A 19,575-nucleotide genomic window follows, 5' to 3' on the forward strand; every position below is an offset into this window, starting at 1 on the left:
CGGACCTACTGGTGCTACTGGACCATCTGGTACTACCGGACCTACTGGTGCTACTGGACCATCTAGATTAGGACTTCCAGCAGGATTGTACGCATTTAACTCCGCTGCGAGTAGCATCAACGTTGGGATTAACACGCCTGTACCATTTAATACCGCTGGGTCACAGCTCGGTACAGCGATTACTCAATTAGATAGCGATACTTTCACCATACACCAAAATGGATTATATAAAATTACTGTTATCGCATATACTGCAACATCAGGTTTACTCGGTGGCATTGAAATTCAAGTAAATGGCCTAGCAGTACCAGGTGCTGTAAGAAACTTAGTTTCACTTGGAACACCTATCGTTATCCAAGCGATTATACAAATTACAACAGCTCCAGTATCAGTTGAAGTAATTGGTATAGAGGCGATATTATCACTAGCTGTTGGTACAGGGGCATCAATTATTATTGAAAAAATTGCATAATTGTTTCCTTAGCAGTAAAACTGGTATCAGTTTTACTGCTTTCGCAATTTTATAGATAACATCCCAACCTCATTCTAAATGCGGATGTACATCTTCCCTATAACTTGAATATAATTACAAAAGAGATATTCCTTCCTATTATGTATGACTTTCCATAAATAGTGGAATAAATGTATGAACAGTCTACTTGCATATTATTTTTTTGCAATCACGTCATCATCACACTTACTAGGCGATAGAAAGGAATACATACCGTGAAAGATACGAACTCTCAATATCAAATAGACTACATACTAATCTTTATTTTATTTGCCATTGGGACTGTTAGCTGCTTTGCTATTGCAAGTGCACAAGCTTCTTTACCACCATTTTTACAAAACATAAATTTTGCATTAAAACAAATTCAATGGTATGTCATTGGATTTGTGGCCATTGGCGTTATTATGATTATTGATTTCGATCGATATAAACAAATTGCTTGGTATTTGTATAGCTTTGCCCTCATACTTCTTATTGGTCTAGAACTTCAAGTTCCGGGTGCCGTTACGATTAAAGGGGCTACCGCATGGTATAGACTCCCAGGCATCGGAAACTTTCAACCTTCTGAAATTATGAAATTATTTTTAATTATCATCATTGGACGAATTATAGTAAATCATAATGAAAAGTACTTTTTCCGGACAACCCGTGACGATTTTATTTTACTTGGAAAAATATTCGCAGCTAGTTTACCTCCACTACTTTTAATCGCAAAAGAACCTGATTTAGGAAACACTATGGTAATATCAGCGATGCTTGCAGCAATGATTTTAGTTTCTGGTATACGTTGGCGCCTTATCCTCGGATTAACCTCCGTCATTTTCGTCATAGGCTCTACCTTAATATATATTTATTTCACTCATCCAGAGTTCTTTAAAGAGCATATTCTTAAAGAATATCAATTAAACCGCTTCTATGGCTGGTTATCTCCTTACGAATATGACGCACAAGGATACCAATTAAGACAGGCATTTTTAGCTACCGGATCAGGAGAAATGCAAGGAAAAGGATGGGAAAATGGACAAGTATATTTTCCAGAGCCACATACAGATTTTATTTTCACAAATGTCGCTGAACAATTCGGTTTTTTAGGAGCAAGTGTTATTATTTCACTTTTTTTCTTACTCATTTACCGAATGATCCATATCGCTTTAGAAAGCAATGAACCTTTCGGTAGTTATATTTGCGCTGGTACAATCGGAATGTTCACCTTCCAAGTATTCCAAAATATTGGGATGACAATCGGTTTACTCCCTATTACAGGAATAACATTACCTCTTATGAGCTATGGCGGGAGTTCACTACTCACATACATGATTGCTATTGGATTTATTTTAAACGTACGTTCAAGAACACAAATCTTTATGTTTAAATGAACCATATCGGAAAACCGGTATGTTTTTTTCTATATTCATTTTAGATATACTAATGAAAAGATGAACTGGAGGTTTACATATGAAGTATGACATTATAGGTGATATTCACGGATGCTTCCAAGAGTTTAAAGATTTAACAACGAAACTAGGATACAGCTGGGCTAGTGGTCTCCCTATACATAACGCCAAACGAAAGCTGGCGTTCGTTGGTGATATTACAGACCGAGGCCCTCATTCATTACGTATGATTGAAATCGTATGGGAGCTCGTAATAAATAGAAAAGAAGCTTATTATGCGCCTGGGAATCACTGTAATAAACTGTATCGTTTTTTCCTTGGGCGTAATGTTTCAATCGCTCATGGACTCGAAACAACTGTTGCCGAATATGAAGCATTACCTTCTAATAAACAACAAATCATAAAAGAAAAGTTCATTACGCTTTACGAGCAGTCCCCCCTGTATCACATACTGGATAACAAGAAATTAATCGTATGCCATGCTGGCATTCGTCAGGATTACATAGAAAGACATGATAAAAAAGTGCAAACATTTGTATTATATGGTGATATTACAGGAGAAAAGCATCCTGACGGCTCACCTGTACGCCGAGATTGGGCGAAAGAGTATAAGGGAGAAACATGGATTATATATGGACATACACCTGTCAACGAGCCTCGCTTTGTGAATCATACAATCAATATTGATACCGGCGCTGTATTTGGCGGCAAACTAACTGGACTTCGTTATCCTGAAATGGAGGCCATTTCCGTTCCTTCTTCCCTACCTTTTGTCACTGAGAAGTTCCGCCCAATTTCATAATTACATTTACCTTTGTACAATTCATTCCGAGTACGTATAAAGAATGATTTCTAGGCGAATTCCTCGTTAAAAATCGGTCATACAGTAAAAAAAGATGCTATGAAGTGCATCTTTTTTTTACTATGCGGCATATACTGTCGCAGGAGGTGACGGAATGAAGAAAAAACGATCTAAACAAAAAAGAAATTTCTCTCCTTTATATCATCCCATATATGGAATTAACAACTGGTGTAGCATACGAGCTGCGGCTATTGAAGAGATAGAAGAACATGTGGAAACAAAAACAGGGAAAACGAGAGGAACATATATTTCTTTAGAACATGCTGTTATGAAACGAATTATAGATAACAGAAAAATAAAGGCACTACAAAAAAAGAAACGCTTTTCTCATAACAATGAGCCTATACTTGAGTCAAAGAATTTACAGGAGAATATAAACAAAGAAATTCCTAAAACAACTAAAGAAAAAGCCCAAGCTGAAATTCCTAAAGCAATTAAAGAAAAAGCACAGGCTGAAATTCCTAAAGCAATTAAAGAAAAAGCACAGGCTGAAATTCCTAAAGCAATTAAAGAAAAAGCACAGGCTGAAATTCCCACCAATATTATACAGCAAGTAACAAAAATAAAAGAGAGATTAACTTTAACCAATGAAATAAAAAAAGAGGATTCTACTATCACTCAGCCCCCTATACTTTCACCTACTCCTGCTGAGAATGAAAAAGTAGCCAGATACGCATATAAGGAGGGCCTTCACTCTACGGCTGACGGGGTAGCCTCACATGCAGAAGGATTTCTTACTCATACAGAGGGTGCCTTTTCTCATGCAGAAGGTTCAAAAACAAAGGCAACTGGACATAGTTCGCATAGTGAAGGAAGTGAAACGACAGCAGGCGGTCCTTATTCTCACGCGGAAGGAAAGCATACAATTACTTTCGGCGAAGCAGCACATGCAGAAGGAACCGCAACTATCGCTAACGGATTCTCATCTCATGCGGAAGGAAATCATACATCAACAGCTAATTTTGCAGGCAGCCATATTATGGGTAAATTTGGTACAGCAGAAGAAGCTTATTCCTGGTTTATTGCAAATGGGACAAATGACACTGATTATAATATAGGTGCCAAATGGCTTGCCCATAACGGAGAAATGTATATCGATGGCGCTTCTTACAATGCAGGTGGTACTGATTTTGCACAAATGTTTGAGGCAGCAGATCATAGCCCTATTGATGTCGGTTATTTCATTACATTTAGTAACGAAGAAAAAATTCGAAAAGCTACTTCAAATGATACATTCATATTAGGCATATCTAGCGCTACTCCTGCTCTCATAGGAAATAGCGGTGCTTTAAGTTGGCAAAAACGCTATGAAACAGATAGCTTCGGAAAACGTCAATATACACGTACTAACAAACAAGAAATACAACCCCTTTTAAATACAGAATGGGATCCAGCTTGTAAGTATATATCAAGAAAAGACCGTACTGAGTGGCTTCCTGTCGGATTAATTGGACAAATGTTAGTACGTGATGACGGTACTTGCGAAACACACGGATATTGTCGTCCAAATGATGACGGCATTGCTACAAAAGCTGAAAGTGGCTTTTTCGTTATCAAACGTACTGGTGAACATCAAATTTTAATATTATTCCGCTAAAAAAAGGGAACAAAATTCTTCGTTCAATAAGAATTTTGTTCCCTTTTAATTGTTATGTAAAGCGGATTGCATGTCATCTGGGATACTTACGGTAAAAGTCATTTCCTTTTCTAAAATAGGGTGATAAAACGTCAAAGATGTACTATGAAGCGCTTGGCGTTTTATCACATCTCTTCGGCCGCCGTATAAATCATCCCCAAGTAGCGGATGTCCTATATATGCCATATGTACACGAATTTGATGTGTTCTTCCCGTCTCGAGCTCAAGCGCTACATGTGTCTTATCGGAAGAACTCTCCATCACTCTAAAATGAGTAACAGCTCTTTGACCATCTTCACAGACAGTTCGCTCGATAATACTATCCGCTTTTCGTCCGATTGGCGCGTCAATCGTTCCTACTTCTTCTAAAATAGTCCCATGAACGATTGCCTCATACGTTCGTTTCACCCCTTTTTGTTGATGCTGCTTCGATAAAAGGTGGTGAACGAATCTATTTTTCGCAATTAACATAAGCCCTGAAGTATCACGGTCTAACCTCGTCACAATGTGCACCGTACTTGCAAGATTTTGTTTATCATAATGATGTAAAAGAGCGTTTGCAACACTTCCTGACGGGTGCTCCCTAGACGGAATTGTCGACATATTTGCTTCTTTATTTATAACAAGAACCGCGTCATCTTCATATACGATACATAAAGGGATCTCTTCCACTTCCATCCCTTCACTTCTTTCCTCCACTGGAAAAAAGACTTGTAACTCTTCACCAGCTTGTAACTTGTGACGAACACTCGTGTGTTGACCGTTTACTTCAATTGCTCCCCCGCGGAACTTTATATCCGTTAAAGCAGCTTTCGAAATCCCTTTTGTTTTCAAAAATTCTCTAACTAAAGTTCCCTCTTCAGCTAGCCCTATATCCCATTTCAATGTAAATCTGTTCAAATATATAAACCCTCTCTATTTATCTGCAACAAACGAGTCACGAACACGTTTCCAGAATGGGAACGGACGGAAACGAACAAATCGTACTTTCTCGTTTGCAACGCGATACTGAATTGATTTCACATCTTGATGAACCATCGTCAAATGATCCACCGTAATTTGCAAGTTCATTCCTGCAGCCGGCTTTAAAACGCATGTATGATGCTTCGGCAGCACGAGCGGCGAACCTACCGTACGAAATACACGATTGTTGATAGATGCCATTTCTGCAATTTGAATCGCTTCAATAGAAGGGTGAATAATTGCTCCGCCAAGCGCCTTATTATACGCGGTACTTCCTGAAGGAGTAGAAATACAAAGACCATCTCCGCGAAACGTTTCGAAATACTCTCCGCGTATTTCCACTTCTGTTACTAATGTACCTTCTGCACTTTTTACAGTCGCTTCATTCATCGCCAAATACTGCGACTCTTTACTACCATTCACATAGCGAATAATTACTTCTAAAAGTGGATATTCAACCACTTGGAACGGTGTTTTAGCGATTGCAATCACCAACTTCTCTACTTCCGTTGGTAACCAATCTGCATAGAAACCTAAATGTCCTGTATGTACACCAACAAATGCGGTTTCATCTAATCGATTATAGTAACGATGGAATGCATATAAAAGCGTTCCATCTCCGCCAACAGAAATTACAATATCAGGTTCCTTTTCATCCATTGTAAACCCAAAATCTAGCAAGTATTCTTTCATCGTACTTGCTAGTGTATCTGATGATTGATCACCCTTTGACATAATTGTAAATTTCATCGCCCAACACCCTTTAGTTTATGATTCAGAATCTTTCGTTTCCTGCTTTCGTGAAAAGACCTTTTGCGCTTCTTGAATTTCAAGACGAATGGAAGACATTTCTTCATCTAATAAAAACGCCGCTTCCGCTGCACGTTGTAAGCGTATTTTAATATCTTCAGGAAAACGTCCACTATATTTGTAATTTAAAGAATGCTCAATCGTTGCCCAAAAATTCATTGCTAACGTGCGAATTTGAATTTCCACTAACACTTTTTTTTCTCCCTGTATCGTTTGAACAGGATAACTAATGACAACGTGGTAAGAGCGATAGCCGCTATCTTTCTTTTGCGTTACATAATCACGTTCTTCCACAATTTCAAAATCATTTCGTTTTCGAAGATATTCTACAACAGGCTTAATCTCATCAACAAATTGACACATCATTCGAAGGCCCGCGATGTCCTGCATATCTTCTCTAATTCGGTCTAGCGGTACATTTCTCTTCTCCGCTTTATCAATAATACTTGCAACCGACTTTACCCTTCCTGTTACAAACTCAATTGGAGAATGCTCCGTTAACATTGCAAATTGAGTACGCATTCCTTTTAGTTTCACTTTCAGCTCCGCCACCGCTTGGTGATAAGGCGCTAAAAATTCTTCCCAATTACGATTCATTTCAACCACCACCAAAATCAATCCATTTGCTTATAGAAACACTTTTTCTACAGCAGTTACTAATTCTTCTCCGTAATTTGCATTACCTTCAATATTTTCAACTAAATATTCTACTTCTTCTTTTAATCCTTCTAATTCTATTTCAACATCATTCACGCGAATAAACATCGCTGTATCTTTATTCATCGCTTCATGCATTGCTTCCCAGCATGTATGCGGAATACTTACATAAATGAAAGATGATTCATTTTCTAAGATATATAAAAATGATAAATTGTCTGAGTCTACAAGTACGTGATTACGCGCACTTAACTCCTTTACCTCTATTTCAGTATTTTCCGCACAAAAAATAAGCGCATTCTCTCTCATTTCTACGCTCTTAACTTGAATTTTATTTTGCATTCTCAAACTCCTCCATCTCAACTTCCTGTCTTACTTAACAGTATTATTGTATCATAACATGGACGCAAACAAATAAAACATTGAACCAAATTTGCGAAAAAGCGATAATGTGGAAAGAATTATTTTTCAAAAGGAGCGCATAAAATGACACAAGAAATTGAAATTGAATTTAAAAATATGGTTACAGAGGAAGAATTCCAAACATTATGCAAATCTTTTTCTATTGAAGCATTTACAAAACAAGTGAATCACTACTTTGAAACACCTCACTTCTCTTTAAAAGATGCAGGCTCTGCACTTCGTATTCGTCATAAAGATGGAACTTATACATTAACATTAAAACAACCTGCTGAAATTGGTTTATTAGAAACTCATCAGTCTGTAACAGAAAAAGAAGCAAAACTTATGATGGAAACAAACGCACTCATTCAAGGAACTGTAATGGATCAGCTACACAAATTACAAATTCCCGTTTCCTCTTTAACTTATATGGGTAGTTTAACAACTGAAAGAGCTGAAACATTATTTGAAGGCGGAACGCTTGTCTTTGATCATAGTTTCTATTACAATCACGATGATTATGAAATTGAATACGAAGTGCAAGATGAAAAGACCGGTAAAGCAGCATTTATAAGGTTATTAAAGCAACATAACGTACCAGTTCGTCATACAAACAACAAAGTAAAACGCTTTTTCCTTGCCAAACAAAACGAAGAGCGCTAAAGTAAAATTTCCATCAGTGCAGAAGTGATTTACTGGTGGCTATGTTTCACCTTTTTGGAAAGTGCAGATTTATTAGCAACATATAGAATAAGCAAAGAATGTTATGAAGGCTGTTTAGTTGCCCTTCATAACATTCCATTGCTACAATAGATATACATTTCATGGAAAAAGGAGTTTATAAAGGATGAGCAAGCAACCGATGACACCATTTGAAGCAATTGGCGGTGAACAATGCATTGCAACATTAGTGGATACATTTTATTCCTATGTCAGTGAACACCCTGACTTATCTCCGATCTTCCCGGATGATTTAACAGAAACTGCTAGGAAGCAGAAACAATTTTTAACACAATATTTAGGTGGTCCTAATTTATACACTGAAGAACATGGTCATCCTATGCTAAGAGCACGCCATCTTCCGTTTGAGATTACTCCAAAACGCGCAGAAGCTTGGCTATCATGTATGGAGCAAGCAATGGATGATACAGGAGTGCACGGTCATATAAGAGAGTTTGTTTTTGAACGTTTAGCATTAACTGCTCAACATATGGTCAATACTCCAAATGAAACAGGTGAAGTGTAATGGATAAGCAGGAAGCAAAGCATATAAATATGCCTTCTCCTTCCACATGCGAGCATAAATCTGTAGAAGCATATTTATTTATTGATCCACTTTGTAAAGATTGCTGGGATATCGAGCCATTTATTATTAAACTATGGCTTGAGTATGGGAAATACTTCTCTATTCGTCATATCGTAACAGGAAAAGTGGACGGAGCAAACGCTTCCTCACACAAATGGAATAAACCTGCTAATATTCGATTTGTGTGGGAAAAAACAACAAGTTTACAAGGGTTTTCATGTGATGGAAAAGTACATATGCAAGAGGCATCGTCAACACCATATTTAGTTTCGATGGCAATTAAGGCGGCGGAGTTGCAAGGCCGAAAAGCAGGTTCGAAATTTTTGCGAAAACTCCAAGAATACATTCTTCTTGAAAATGTATCAAACCCTGACTGTGAATTATTGTTGACATGCGCTAAAGATAGTGGCATTGATGTAGAGGAATTTAAAAAAGACCTACACTCAGTTAGCGCAAAAAAAGCTTTCCAATGCGACCTAAAATTCACAAATGAGATGCATATTACAGAAATACCTTCCCTCCTATTTTTTCATGCAAATTCAGATGAGGAAGGTATTAAAATCGCAGGAATTTATTCCTATGATGTATACGTACAGCTATTAAAAGAACTTGTAAAATGCGAGATTGAGCCAGAGCCATTACCTCCTTTAGAAGTATTACTAGAAGCAACACAATTTATTTCTTCAAAGGAAATCTCATTTATATATGACTGCCCTCAACAAGAAATAGAGCGTGAACTAAAGAAATTACAACTAAAACGAAAAGTACAAATGATTGAAGTGAAGTGCGAGCGTTATTGGAAATGGATAGCAAAAGAAAAAGACCTGGTGTAAACACCAGGTCTTCTTCTTTACGGCTTATAAAAATATTAAAGGGGATGGGAGAAATTTTCACGTTCAAACAAAGGGGTATATGTTTGTATGTGAATTCGTTCACGCTTATTATATTACAAGATTCGACGTCAGATGACAACCCCTTTTGTCGAATTTCACACTTTTGTCACATTCTAAACGTTTTCATTCTTGAATAAGCTATAAAAAAAGCAATTTAGGAGGTTTCCTTATGAAAAAGTCTCATATATTTCTTATCTTTCTATGTGTTATTGTTTCTTTTTTCTTGTATATCCTCTCTCTATTACAAGCTTTTCCTAAAATTATTGCCTTCCCTCTTTTATTCGGAGTTATCGTCATCGCTGTCTCTTATTTCAACTATAGAAAACGATTTAAAGGATTTTAACTACAAAAATAAGTCGTAAAAATTCCTTCTCATATAGAAAAAGTAAAGAAAATCACCTTAATTATTCGACAAATATCGACATCGTGTACTTTTGAGAAAATGTTCCAAACAAAAAAGACGAGGATAAAATCCCTCGTCTTTTCTCATTATTTCTCTTCAAACAATAGTGCTTCTAATTCATTTAACTTCTCTTCAAATACTTGTAATGCTTCTTTTACAGGTTCTGGCGATGCCATATCTACTCCTGCTTTTTTCAACACTTCAATTGGGTAATCAGAGCTTCCAGCTTTTAAGAATTCGTTAATGTAACGTTCTACTGCTGGTTGTCCCTCTTCTAAAATTTGTTTTGACAAAGCTGTCGCTGCACTAAATCCTGTTGCGTATTGATATACGTAATAGTTGTAATAGAAGTGCGGAATACGAGACCATTCTAAACCGATTTCTTTATCAATTACTAAAGCGTCCCCGAAATATTTCTTATTTAAATCGTAGTAAATCTCCGTTAACATATCTGGCGTAACAGCATGTCCTTCTTGTACTTTTTTATGAATGATATGCTCGAACTCTGCAAACATTGTTTGACGGAATACAGTACCACGGAATCCTTCTAAATAGTGATTTAATAAATATAGACGCTCTTTCTTATCTTCTGTCGTCTTCAATAAGTAATCATTTAGAAGCGCTTCATTACAAGTTGAAGCTACTTCTGCAACGAAGATTGAATAATCACCATATACGTGCGGTTGTGTCTTCCTTGTATAGTAACTATGCACTGAATGACCAAACTCATGAGCAAGTGTAAATAAATTATTTACATTATCATGCCAGTTCATTAAAATATATGGATTTGTTCCGTATGCACCAGATGAATATGCTCCGCTTCGTTTTCCTTTATTCTCGTATACATCTACCCAGCGATTTTCATATGCTTCTTTTAAAATTTCAACATATTCATCACCAAGTACATTTAAAGATTTCAATAACATTTCTTGCGCTTCTTCATACTTCACATTCATTTTCACTTCTGGTACAAGTGGTGTATATAAATCGTACATATGAAGCTCATCAAGACCTAGGGCACGCTTACGAATATCAATGTATCGATGTAGTAAGTGTAAATTATCATTTACCGATTCAATAAGTTGATCATACACCGCCTCAGGAATATTATTATTACTTAATGCAGCTTGACGTGCAGAATCGTATTTACGAACGCGTGCATTGAAATTATTACGTTTCACAGCCCCGCTTAGCGTACTTGCAAATGTGTTCTTATATGTTCCGTATGTTTCATATACAGCTTTGAATGCATCTTCACGCACACGACGATCATCACTTTCTAAAAACTGAATGTAACGACCATGTGTTATTTCTACCTCTTCTCCATCCTCACCTTTAATAGATGGGAATTTCAAATCCGCATTATTCAACATACCGAATGTATTACTTGATGCACTCATCACTTCAGATGCTTCTGCTAATAACGCTTCTTCTGCCTCAGATAATACGTGCGGACGTTGACGTGTAATTTCTTCTAATGCATGCTCATATACACTTAGTTCTCGATTTTCTTGTAAGAAAGTTTGCAATGTATCTTCTGAAATAGATAAAATTTCAGGTACGATATAAGCTGTGCTACTAGATACTTGTGAGTATAAATTTGTTGCGCGATCATTTAATGCTTGATACACAGAGTTTGTTGTATCTTGATCGTAACGCATATGTGCATATGTATATAGCTTACCTAATCGCATTGAAATTTCATCTTCATATTGCAATGCCTCAAGCAAATTGTCTGCAGAGTCGCCAAGCTTCCCTTTAAATTCAGTTAACTTTGGCAATAGCTCTTTAATAGCTTGGAATTCTTTTTCCCATTCTGCATCTGTTTGGAAAATATCTTCTAATCGCCATGTGTTTGCTTCTTCAATCTCATTGCGATTTGGTAATGATTTTACTGTATTTTTTTCAGCCATTCTTTAAGCCCTCCTTATAATATCTCTACTTAAGTACAATTCGATTTTTCTTATGTAATTCCTTCACGATCAGTCTTTATTATATCCCCTTTTCCCTCTCTCATGTTGTACTTTGTCTCAAATAGAGATAGTGCATGCGCTAAGCAAATTTCATCATATTTCATAATTTCTTCCTCTGTTTTTAACAACATAATATCTCTTATTTTTCGATACTTATTAATATCTACTTTTATTAATACACCTACATAACATAAAAATGTCATATACTCTGCAACTGCTACCTTCCATATATGTTGTGCAAAATACGGAAGTAGACGCCTCTTCGTATACTTTGCCACATAGTTACATACGTTTTGCAGAGAAATATACTCCCCTACCTTAAGCATACCTATACACTTCATATAAAGAGAAGCTTGCCATATAAATGGATTTGTTTGAAAAGCAAATGAGGATGGGAGCGGGACACCGATTTCAGAAGGAAAACTCGCTGGGGTACATTTATATTGATATAAGAGGCGGAGTAGTGACTTATGATTATAATTCCAGATAGATAGAGCGTTTTGCCGAAAATGGTTCTTTTTTCTCTTCCATTCTTGTCCTAATAACTCTTTCCGGAAAGGAACGGGAGAAAAGAGCATGTCAACAGTAGTCGTATCGGTTGGTAAATAAATAGTATGTGAGAAAGAAACATTTGTAGAAAACGGAGTGATAAATGCGCATTTCATAAACGATTTTTGTTTCGGGCAAAAGAAAATAAGAAATGGCTGAGGATAAGGTTGTAAGGAGAACGCCATAAGGGCGGAGAATGTCATCCAATAGGCGGATTGCTTTTTCAACTGATTTCCACCGATTATCCAGATGACTTGTATACTAGCTTGCCAATACGAATATGTTCGCTTATAAAGCTGCTCTACGGAAAGATTTGCACATTGATATTCAATCGCAATTTTTCTATCCGCTCTCTCTACGTAAATATCTGGCCGTTGCTGGATTACCGGCAGATAATGCTCTATATCTACATGAAAATCTTGACGTTTTAACCAGCTATATAACAATTCTTTACCGTGCATATGATACATGGATTCTGCTTCATAAAAGGTAAGACATGAATCCACTTTCTTATGAGCAAAATGCCAGCTCTTCTGTTTTCCTAATTTCATTTGCACTTCTTTTCCGCAAGCTGTACAAAAGAATTTTTCTCGTTTACGCATTTCGCGTAAAAGCTCTTCATCCCGGTTATATAATAGATGAATTTTCTCTCCGTTTTCTCTCCTTGCAATAAACATCACAATCACACCCTTTCAACTCCTTGTATTCTACAATTTACTACAAATTCCTTTCAAAAAAAGAGATGTCCTAAATTAGGACATCTCTTTCTATAATAAGGGTGATAATAACCGATACGTCGATTCAACAATCCGCCTATGAAGACGTCTCTTATGAAATCGGTCAACATGAATTTCACTTGATTCTTCTAAATCGTCTTTAAAATCTTGAACGAGCTTTCGAATGCTATCTGTATCATATAAAAAGGCATTTACTTCAAAGTTTAAATGAAAACTTCTCATATCCATATTAGCTGTCCCAATTGATGCGAGATCAGAATCCACGATAACGACTTTACTATGAAGAAAACCTTTTTCATATTCATATATTTTTACTCCTGCATCTAATAACTCCGGAAAGTACGATCTTGATGCATAAAAGACAGTGCGCTTATCCGGCTTACTTGGCATTAACAAACGAACATCAATACCAGCAAGTGCAGCTACTTTTAATGCAGATAAAATATCATCATCTGGAATAAAGTATGGTGTTGCAATCCAAATCGATTTCCTAGCTGAAGCAATCATTGCAAAATATAAATGTTTAATTGTTTCCCATTTATTATCTGGTCCACCTCCAACAAGTTGGACGCCGCCCCAATGATCACCCTCAACTGCTTCCGCTTGTAAATATTCAGGTGCTAATACCGCCTCACCAGTCATATAAAACCAGTCTTGAAGGAAAATCAGCTGTAAACTTTGAACTGCTTCACCGCGTAAATATAAATGCGTGTCTCGCCAAAAACCGAAATATTTATCCTTCCCTAAATACTCATCACCAATATTTAATCCACCTACAAACCCTTCATTTCCATCTATAATAACGATTTTTCGGTGGTTTCGATAATTAATTTTATCGTTTAAAATCGGAAAACGCACAGGGAAAAATGGAATCATTTCTACTCCTGCATCATTCAATTCTTCAATATACGAATTTGATAATTTAAAGCTTCCAACCGCGTCGTATAAAAAACGAACGACAACGCCTTCTTTTGATTTTTTTATTAAAATATCTTTAATTTCTGTACCGAGCTTGTCATCACGCACAATGTAATACTCCATATGAATGTGGTGTTTCGCTCGATTTAACCCATCTAAAATTGCCTGAAACGTTTCGTCTCCATTTGTTAATGTCCTCGTTTCAGTTTGAAATGAAATATTTAAAGCACCGAGTCGATCTGCTAAACGAAATAACAATTCTTGATGCTTATGATCTCGTAAAATCCGTTCTTCGTAATCTTCGTGTCCCTTATATTGTAAAAACGCCTGTTCATCGAGTAATGCCTTCTTTTGGAACATTCTTTTTCTGCGAAAGTTTTGTCCAAATAAAAGATAAGCAAAGAAACCGAACACTGGAAAAATACCTAGTACGATTAACCACGTAAGTGTTTTTGACGGATGGCGGTTTTCTAAGAAAATAACACATCCAATTAAAAATGCGGAAACCGTAAATAAAATACTAATAATACCTAAAATCGAAACATCCTTTATCCCCATGACATCCGAATAAAATGCTACATCAATAAACATGCGTAATGAAACAAATAATGCGAACAGTAGTAGAAAAAAGAAAAGTAGTTTTAGTGTATTTTTCATCTCTTACCCCCTAAATAAGAAAGCCTTCCTATTCTTCATAAAAAAAGCCGATTTCATACTATAGAAATCGGCCTACATTTTAGGAGGGAAATTGTTGCGAATTGTCTCAAGCGCACGCTCTTTCACAACCTGTTTCCCATACTCACTTACACGGTGAATCGTTAAAGTAGATTCTTCTCCATATTCTAAAACAATACTTAAAATACGATCAATCTCTTCTTCATCATGTAGCACTTCATCAAATTCCACATATACATAATAGCGGTCCTCAAATGAATGCAATTCATCTTTTATATCTTCAAAGATAAGACGATGACTTAATGAAATGACATCTTCAAAATCATTAAACTTAATTAAAAAGCCAAACGTACCATCTTCATTAAAGCTTGTTCCTACTTGTTCTTCTACCTCTTCCACTAATTCTTGCTGGAATAATGATTCGATGCCTTCATCTAGAGGAATGTCTATAATTTTATCCACACCTATTGGTAGTTCCAGCTTTTGTCCATCCTTTGAAAGCTCCGCTTTCGTTACAAGTACTTCAATCCCCTTATCGACTGCTTGCACTTGAATCCATAACGGTCCATCGACAAAGAAATCATCATGATCACGAGCTTCGTCCATCATCTCCCAAAAGAGCTCTTCACTTCGTTCGCGATCATACCAAATTTCTTCACGGTTAAACCCTCTGTCCTCTATATCAATGTACGTAATAAAAAATTTCATCGTATGGTCATTAATTCTTTCAATATCCAAAATACAACTCTCCCTTCCTGCTCAGAATTATTATGAAGGGATTCCCCACTCATATGACAAAACAATAGATTCTTGTACTCTCATTTTATGATAAGATTCTCCAGAATGGAAATAAAATCGATTTATTTTACAAAAATAGTTATATACCTATCTGTATTCGACCGTTTACATAAAGTGAAACATTAATCAGTATTTTTTTCATCCTCCACTGATTATTAGCTCGCACTAATCGGGATAAATATACCATCATACCAATTCACTGTTCACAAAAAATTTGGACATACATTCCCATATTCCCCCGTACACTGTAATAAAGTGAAACTTCTATTATAGGTGATTATTTTGTACCCGGGGGGGCGCGGGATCAAAACTAGACAAACTTTCTTCACCACATACATATATTTCGCTTATTAAAACATCATAAATGGAGGCAGACGAATGGACTTAGAGTTTTTAACATCTGTACTAATGATTGTCGGTATCGATGTTGTACTAGGTGGCGATAACGCAATTGTCATCGCACTAGCTAGCCGAAATTTACCTGAAGCAAAACGAAATAAAGCCATTTTGATTGGTACTATTTTAGCAATTGTGCTACGAATTCTCCTCACAATACTAGCTGTCTATTTACTTGATATCCCATTTTTACAACTCATCGGCGGAATCTTACTCACATTAATTGCGGTAAATTTACTCACTGATAATAACAACGATCTTTCTTCTATCAAAGGAAAAACAACTTTATTTCAAGCTGTGCGTACAATTGTATTCGCGGATCTCGTTATGGGGTTTGACAATGTTATTGCCATTGCAGGAGCAGCTCACGGAAGACTTTCACTCGTAATTATCGGTTTATTCATTTCTATCCCGATCATCATTTGGGGAAGCAAACTTATTTTAATACTCATGGAACGCTTTCCATTTCTCATTTATTGCGGAGCAGCAGTTCTCGCCTATACAGCAGGAAAAATGATTACACATGAAGACAGACTTGCAACGTTTTTTCATCATAATCCTAGTTTTACCACAAGTATCCCTTATTTGTTCATTTTCACGATTTTATGCATAGGCTTTATCGTTCAACAAGTGCGATTACGTAATGTTAAACAGTAAAAAAAAACCTTCTACTCTATAATAGGTAGAAGGTTTTCATATTATTATAATTAATTTACAAGACGCTGTGCTTCACGTAATTGGAACGTTCTTACTGTACGTGGTAAGAAACGACGGATTTCGTCTTCGTTGTAACCTACTTGAAGGCGTTTTTCGTCAATCATAATTGGACGACGTAAAATACCTGGATAGTCACGAATCATCTTATATAAATCTTGAAGTGGTAAAGACTCTAAGTTCACATTCAATTCTTGGAAAACTTTTGAACGAGTAGAAATAATCTCATCCGTTCCGCTTTCTGTCATACGTAAAATCTCTTTAATCTCATCAATCGTTAATGGATCTGAGAAAATATTACGTTCTGTATAAGGAATATGATTTTCCTCTAGCCATAATTTCGCCTTTCTACAAGACGTACAGCTTGGAGAACTATATAATGTTACCATACAAAGCTCACTCTCCTTAAAGAGTACAAATTCTGTACTAATTACAGTTTAAATTTCTAACTTCCGCAATTTTTCGCGATAACTTGTCTTATAGCAAAGTAAAAAATCGCAATTCATGTAAGCAACAACAATTACTTTTAATAAGTAACTTCTATAATCATTATACAATAGTTTTTGCAAGAAATATACAGTGAATTTACTGCTAGTTGAGAAAAATTCTCCGTGTACTCCACTGCTATGTAACATGATTACACTCATTAAAACTGTCCTTTAACAACGGCCTTCAACCCTTTTGATACTTGCTTTCTACAATAATTTTCACTTGATATACAATTACAGTTTCATAATCTTCCCCATTAAAAAGAGAACGTTTTCTTACCTTTTCCCGACAAAACAATTGAGAAATGTAAGACTCTAAAGATTAGAAACGAAAAGAACACTTGTTCTCATTTTAACAAATCTCCCCGCTCATGTCTATATGCTTTCTAAAGTAAATCGAATATTTTTCTGACATTTCTTTCTTTTTTACCATTTATCTCATACAATAAAAATAAAGACAGGCAAAGGGGGAATGTGCATATGATCGCTTTTTTTACTGATTTTATCATTGTTGCTACCCTCATCATCGGAATAACAGCATTGATTGGTGTCATTACAAATAGCATCGGTGAAAAACTCTTTGGTGGGAAAGAAAAAATGAAGTTTGTTAACAAAAGTTTAGATGTACAATCTGGCTGGAACCAAGTTGGCGGAAAAGGCATTTATAAAAAACGTACGTACTAAAAAAAGCAGGTAATCACCTGCTTTTTTTGTTATTTCTCTACTGATGCCCATTTGAAGCTTACTTCGCCACCATACTTATGGTTGTACATATCTTTAATTGTTTCTCTTTGTAAATATGCTCTACCACGTTGATATACTGGAACAATCGCAGCATCATCAAGTAACATTTTTTCTGCTTCTAATAAGTTTTTCCAGCGAGCATTTACATCGCTTCCGTCTTTTTTCGCTTTCATAATAATCTCATCGTACTTCGGATTAGAATACTTCATTTTGTTTTGCGCTCCATCAGTTACAAACATATCAAGATATGTAACTGGATCCGGGAAGTCTGCACTCCATCCAGAGAATGACATTACATAATCGCCAGCATCTTCTAATTTTAGTTTTTGCGCGAATGGTTGTTGTTTAATTTTCACTGTTAATCCTGGTAAATTCTTTTCTAACTCACCTTTTAAATATTCACCAGTTTTCTTCGATAATTCAACATCTTCATTTAATAACTCTAATTCAATTTCGTTTTTACCAAGCTCTTTTTTACCAGCTTCCCAATACTTTTTCGCTTCTTTTACATTTGGTTTTACAATATCTCCATTTTCAGCACGGAAATCTTGTTTATCCGGTCCTTTAATGAAATTGTCAGGAATTAATCCCGTCGCTGGCTTAGAACCGTTATTTAATAATGTATCAACGAATGGTTTACGGTCAAAACCAAGAGAAATTGCTTTACGAATATTTTTATTTGCTAAAGCTGGGTCTTTTTGATTTAAGCGAAGGAAGAATACAGAAGTATCTTCTACCGTTTTGAAATCTGGTTTTCCTTTATATTTATCGATGAACTCTGCTAATAACGTCGCTCGATCGACTGCGTTTGTTTCATATAAATTAATTGGCGTAGATGTATCTTTTACAATATTAAAGTTTACTTCCTCGAGCTTCACTTCTTTATTGTCCCAATATGATGGGCTCTTTGTCATTTTGAAGCTACGTTCATGTTGCCAATCACTTAATGTAAATGGTCCGTTATAAAGTGTTGTATTTGCTTCTAAACCAAACTTCACACCTTGCTCTTTCACATACTTTTCATTAACAGGATAGAAGATCGGATAGACCATTAAATCAACAAGATATGGAATAGAATTATCCAATTCTACTTCTAATGTATGATCATCAATCGCTTTCACGCCTAATTGATCTGGACTCATCTCTTTTTTATTAATTTTCTCAGCATTTTTTATATCGTACATAATGTACGCCGATTTCGCAGCTGTATCTGGATTAATCGCTCTTTGCCATGCATACACGAAATCTTTCGCCGTTACAGGGTCACCATTTGACCATTTTGCATCTTCACGTAATTTAAATGTATACTTTTTACCGTCTTCTGACTTTTGGAATTCTTTCGCTACACCTGGAACTAATTTATCATCTTTCCCAAGGCGGTATAGACCTTCCATCGTATTGTTCATTACTTTTGAAGAAACTGCATCAGCTGATAACGCTGGGTCCATCGTTGGAATTTCTTGTGTTTCAATTAAGTTAATAACTTGCTTCGCACCGCTTTTCCCGCTATCCCCTTTTGCGTTCGCTTGCGGCTCATCCTTATCATAACTACATGCCCCTAAAATCATGCTCATTGCTACTGTTGATGCTACAAAAACTGGTATCTTTTTTTTCATACTTCCACCCCTCCAAAAAAATGTTAGCCCTTTCATTTTCAAACAGAAAGAAATATATATATGTTCTAATAATTCATATTATACACACAAATATATTCTTTGTATATTTATATTTCTATTTTATTAAAAT

At 36.0% G+C, this 19,575-nt stretch carries 19 protein-coding genes; 9 read left to right on the forward strand and 10 right to left on the reverse strand.

The genetic code is table 11. The features are described 5' to 3' along the window. The 4 genes from JTF23_RS18925 to JTF23_RS18940 form a co-directional block, all read left to right on the forward strand. On the forward strand, positions 1 to 472 hold a 472-nt coding region (locus tag JTF23_RS18925; RefSeq protein ID WP_483862071.1), incomplete at its 5' end, for a BclA C-terminal domain-containing protein. Positions 473 to 726: 254 nt separating this feature from the next. Continuing rightward, positions 727 to 1,887, forward strand: a complete 1,161-nt coding sequence (locus tag JTF23_RS18930; protein ID WP_078180022.1) for an FtsW/RodA/SpoVE family cell cycle protein — start codon at positions 727 to 729, stop codon at positions 1,885 to 1,887. A gap of 79 nt (positions 1,888 to 1,966) precedes the next feature. Beyond that, on the forward strand, positions 1,967 to 2,707 hold the full coding sequence (gene prpE, locus JTF23_RS18935) for a bis(5'-nucleosyl)-tetraphosphatase PrpE (protein ID WP_204209384.1): 741 nt from the start codon (positions 1,967 to 1,969) through the stop codon (positions 2,705 to 2,707). Positions 2,708 to 2,861: 154 nt separating this feature from the next. Then, positions 2,862 to 4,364 carry a peptidase G2 autoproteolytic cleavage domain-containing protein gene (locus JTF23_RS18940; protein ID WP_204209385.1) on the forward strand — a complete coding sequence of 501 codons (1,503 nt, stop codon included), beginning with the start codon at positions 2,862 to 2,864 and terminating at the stop codon, positions 4,362 to 4,364. A gap of 45 nt (positions 4,365 to 4,409) precedes the next feature. Here the strand turns inward: JTF23_RS18940 and JTF23_RS18945 are convergent, their stop codons facing one another. The 4 genes from JTF23_RS18945 to JTF23_RS18960 are packed head-to-tail and all read right to left on the reverse strand — an operon-like array spanning position 4,410 to position 7,175. After that, positions 4,410 to 5,303, reverse strand: coding sequence for an RluA family pseudouridine synthase (locus tag JTF23_RS18945; RefSeq protein ID WP_204209386.1), 894 nt, complete (start codon positions 5,301 to 5,303; stop codon positions 4,410 to 4,412). Between the two features lie 15 nt (positions 5,304 to 5,318). Next, positions 5,319 to 6,116, reverse strand: coding sequence for an NAD kinase (locus JTF23_RS18950; RefSeq protein ID WP_000673196.1), 798 nt, complete (start codon positions 6,114 to 6,116; stop codon positions 5,319 to 5,321). Positions 6,117 to 6,134: 18 nt separating this feature from the next. Continuing rightward, positions 6,135 to 6,773, reverse strand: coding sequence for a GTP diphosphokinase (gene yjbM / locus JTF23_RS18955; RefSeq protein ID WP_002201371.1), 639 nt, complete (start codon positions 6,771 to 6,773; stop codon positions 6,135 to 6,137). A 30-nt stretch (positions 6,774 to 6,803) separates the two neighbouring features. Further along, a complete protein-coding gene (locus JTF23_RS18960) occupies positions 6,804 to 7,175 on the reverse strand; it encodes a UPF0738 family protein (protein ID WP_002149812.1) in 372 nt (123 codons plus the stop codon). A 144-nt stretch (positions 7,176 to 7,319) separates the two neighbouring features. Here JTF23_RS18960 and JTF23_RS18965 point away from each other — a divergent pair, with 144 nt between their 5' ends. The 3 genes from JTF23_RS18965 (at position 7,320) to JTF23_RS18975 (ending at position 9,374) form a co-directional block, all read left to right on the forward strand. Beyond that, complete coding sequence (locus JTF23_RS18965) at positions 7,320 to 7,898, forward strand: CYTH domain-containing protein (RefSeq protein WP_002158881.1); 579 nt, start codon at positions 7,320 to 7,322, stop codon at positions 7,896 to 7,898. A gap of 184 nt (positions 7,899 to 8,082) precedes the next feature. Further along, positions 8,083 to 8,481, forward strand: coding sequence for a globin domain-containing protein (locus JTF23_RS18970; protein WP_000043388.1), 399 nt, complete (start codon positions 8,083 to 8,085; stop codon positions 8,479 to 8,481). Further along, on the forward strand, positions 8,481 to 9,374 hold the full coding sequence (locus JTF23_RS18975) for a ClpXP adapter SpxH family protein (RefSeq protein ID WP_002158882.1): 894 nt from the start codon (positions 8,481 to 8,483) through the stop codon (positions 9,372 to 9,374). The genes JTF23_RS18970 and JTF23_RS18975 overlap by 1 nt, the downstream gene beginning before the upstream one ends. Positions 9,375 to 9,923: 549 nt before the next feature. Here JTF23_RS18975 and pepF read toward each other — a convergent pair. The 4 genes from pepF to mecA all read right to left on the reverse strand — a co-directional run bounded on the left by pepF (position 9,924) and on the right by mecA (position 15,427). Next, complete coding sequence (gene pepF / locus JTF23_RS18980; RefSeq protein WP_078180018.1) at positions 9,924 to 11,750, reverse strand: oligoendopeptidase F; 1,827 nt, start codon at positions 11,748 to 11,750, stop codon at positions 9,924 to 9,926. A gap of 50 nt (positions 11,751 to 11,800) precedes the next feature. Then, the gene (locus tag JTF23_RS18985; protein ID WP_078180052.1) at positions 11,801 to 13,036 is read right to left on the reverse strand and encodes a competence protein CoiA; all 1,236 of its coding nucleotides are present in this window, start codon (positions 13,034 to 13,036) and stop codon (positions 11,801 to 11,803) included. Between the two features lie 90 nt (positions 13,037 to 13,126). Beyond that, complete coding sequence (locus tag JTF23_RS18990; protein WP_002201375.1) at positions 13,127 to 14,671, reverse strand: cardiolipin synthase; 1,545 nt, start codon at positions 14,669 to 14,671, stop codon at positions 13,127 to 13,129. Positions 14,672 to 14,743: 72 nt separating this feature from the next. Beyond that, positions 14,744 to 15,427: an adaptor protein MecA gene (gene mecA, locus JTF23_RS18995; protein ID WP_002158885.1), complete on the reverse strand. Its 684-nt coding sequence runs from the start codon at positions 15,425 to 15,427 to the stop codon at positions 14,744 to 14,746. Between the two features lie 438 nt (positions 15,428 to 15,865). Between mecA and JTF23_RS19000 the strand changes: the two genes are divergently transcribed. Continuing rightward, the gene (locus JTF23_RS19000; RefSeq protein WP_204209387.1) at positions 15,866 to 16,540 is read left to right on the forward strand and encodes a TerC family protein; all 675 of its coding nucleotides are present in this window, start codon (positions 15,866 to 15,868) and stop codon (positions 16,538 to 16,540) included. A gap of 50 nt (positions 16,541 to 16,590) precedes the next feature. Here the strand turns inward: JTF23_RS19000 and spx are convergent, their stop codons facing one another. Next, on the reverse strand, positions 16,591 to 16,986 hold the full coding sequence (spx, locus tag JTF23_RS19005) for a transcriptional regulator Spx (RefSeq protein ID WP_002011348.1): 396 nt from the start codon (positions 16,984 to 16,986) through the stop codon (positions 16,591 to 16,593). 579 nt (positions 16,987 to 17,565) lie between these two features. Here spx and JTF23_RS19010 point away from each other — a divergent pair. After that, a complete protein-coding gene (locus JTF23_RS19010) occupies positions 17,566 to 17,769 on the forward strand; it encodes a hypothetical protein (protein WP_000559981.1) in 204 nt (67 codons plus the stop codon). Between the two features lie 29 nt (positions 17,770 to 17,798). Here the strand turns inward: JTF23_RS19010 and JTF23_RS19015 are convergent, their stop codons facing one another. After that, the gene (locus JTF23_RS19015; RefSeq protein WP_078180015.1) at positions 17,799 to 19,445 is read right to left on the reverse strand and encodes a peptide ABC transporter substrate-binding protein; all 1,647 of its coding nucleotides are present in this window, start codon (positions 19,443 to 19,445) and stop codon (positions 17,799 to 17,801) included. Positions 19,446 to 19,575: the final 130 nt, after the last annotated feature.

The organism is Bacillus sp. RIT 809 (assembly GCF_016892495.1).
GTDB classification, from domain to species: Bacteria; Bacillota; Bacilli; order Bacillales; family Bacillaceae_G; genus Bacillus_A; species Bacillus_A cereus_U.

What these genes read in the sequence shown, in the direction of transcription:
- prpE (WP_204209384.1), top strand. Translation starts at nt 1,967, where the DNA reads ATGAAGTATGACATTATAGGTGATATTCACGGATGCTTCCAAGAGTTT.
- JTF23_RS18940 (WP_204209385.1), top strand. Translation starts at nt 2,862, where the DNA reads ATGAAGAAAAAACGATCTAAACAAAAAAGAAATTTCTCTCCTTTATAT.
- JTF23_RS18950 (WP_000673196.1), bottom strand. Translation starts at nt 6,116, where the DNA reads ATGAAATTTACAATTATGTCAAAGGGTGATCAATCATCAGATACACTA.
- yjbM (WP_002201371.1), bottom strand. Translation starts at nt 6,773, where the DNA reads ATGAATCGTAATTGGGAAGAATTTTTAGCGCCTTATCACCAAGCGGTG.
- JTF23_RS18960 (WP_002149812.1), bottom strand. Translation starts at nt 7,175, where the DNA reads ATGCAAAATAAAATTCAAGTTAAGAGCGTAGAAATGAGAGAGAATGCG.
- JTF23_RS18965 (WP_002158881.1), top strand. Translation starts at nt 7,320, where the DNA reads ATGACACAAGAAATTGAAATTGAATTTAAAAATATGGTTACAGAGGAA.
- JTF23_RS18970 (WP_000043388.1), top strand. Translation starts at nt 8,083, where the DNA reads ATGAGCAAGCAACCGATGACACCATTTGAAGCAATTGGCGGTGAACAA.
- JTF23_RS18975 (WP_002158882.1), top strand. Translation starts at nt 8,481, where the DNA reads ATGGATAAGCAGGAAGCAAAGCATATAAATATGCCTTCTCCTTCCACA.
- pepF (WP_078180018.1), bottom strand. Translation starts at nt 11,750, where the DNA reads ATGGCTGAAAAAAATACAGTAAAATCATTACCAAATCGCAATGAGATT.
- JTF23_RS18985 (WP_078180052.1), bottom strand. Translation starts at nt 13,036, where the DNA reads ATGTTTATTGCAAGGAGAGAAAACGGAGAGAAAATTCATCTATTATAT.
- JTF23_RS18990 (WP_002201375.1), bottom strand. Translation starts at nt 14,671, where the DNA reads ATGAAAAATACACTAAAACTACTTTTCTTTTTTCTACTACTGTTCGCA.
- JTF23_RS19000 (WP_204209387.1), top strand. Translation starts at nt 15,866, where the DNA reads ATGGACTTAGAGTTTTTAACATCTGTACTAATGATTGTCGGTATCGAT.
- spx (WP_002011348.1), bottom strand. Translation starts at nt 16,986, where the DNA reads ATGGTAACATTATATAGTTCTCCAAGCTGTACGTCTTGTAGAAAGGCG.
- JTF23_RS19010 (WP_000559981.1), top strand. Translation starts at nt 17,566, where the DNA reads ATGATCGCTTTTTTTACTGATTTTATCATTGTTGCTACCCTCATCATC.
- JTF23_RS19015 (WP_078180015.1), bottom strand. Translation starts at nt 19,445, where the DNA reads ATGAAAAAAAAGATACCAGTTTTTGTAGCATCAACAGTAGCAATGAGC.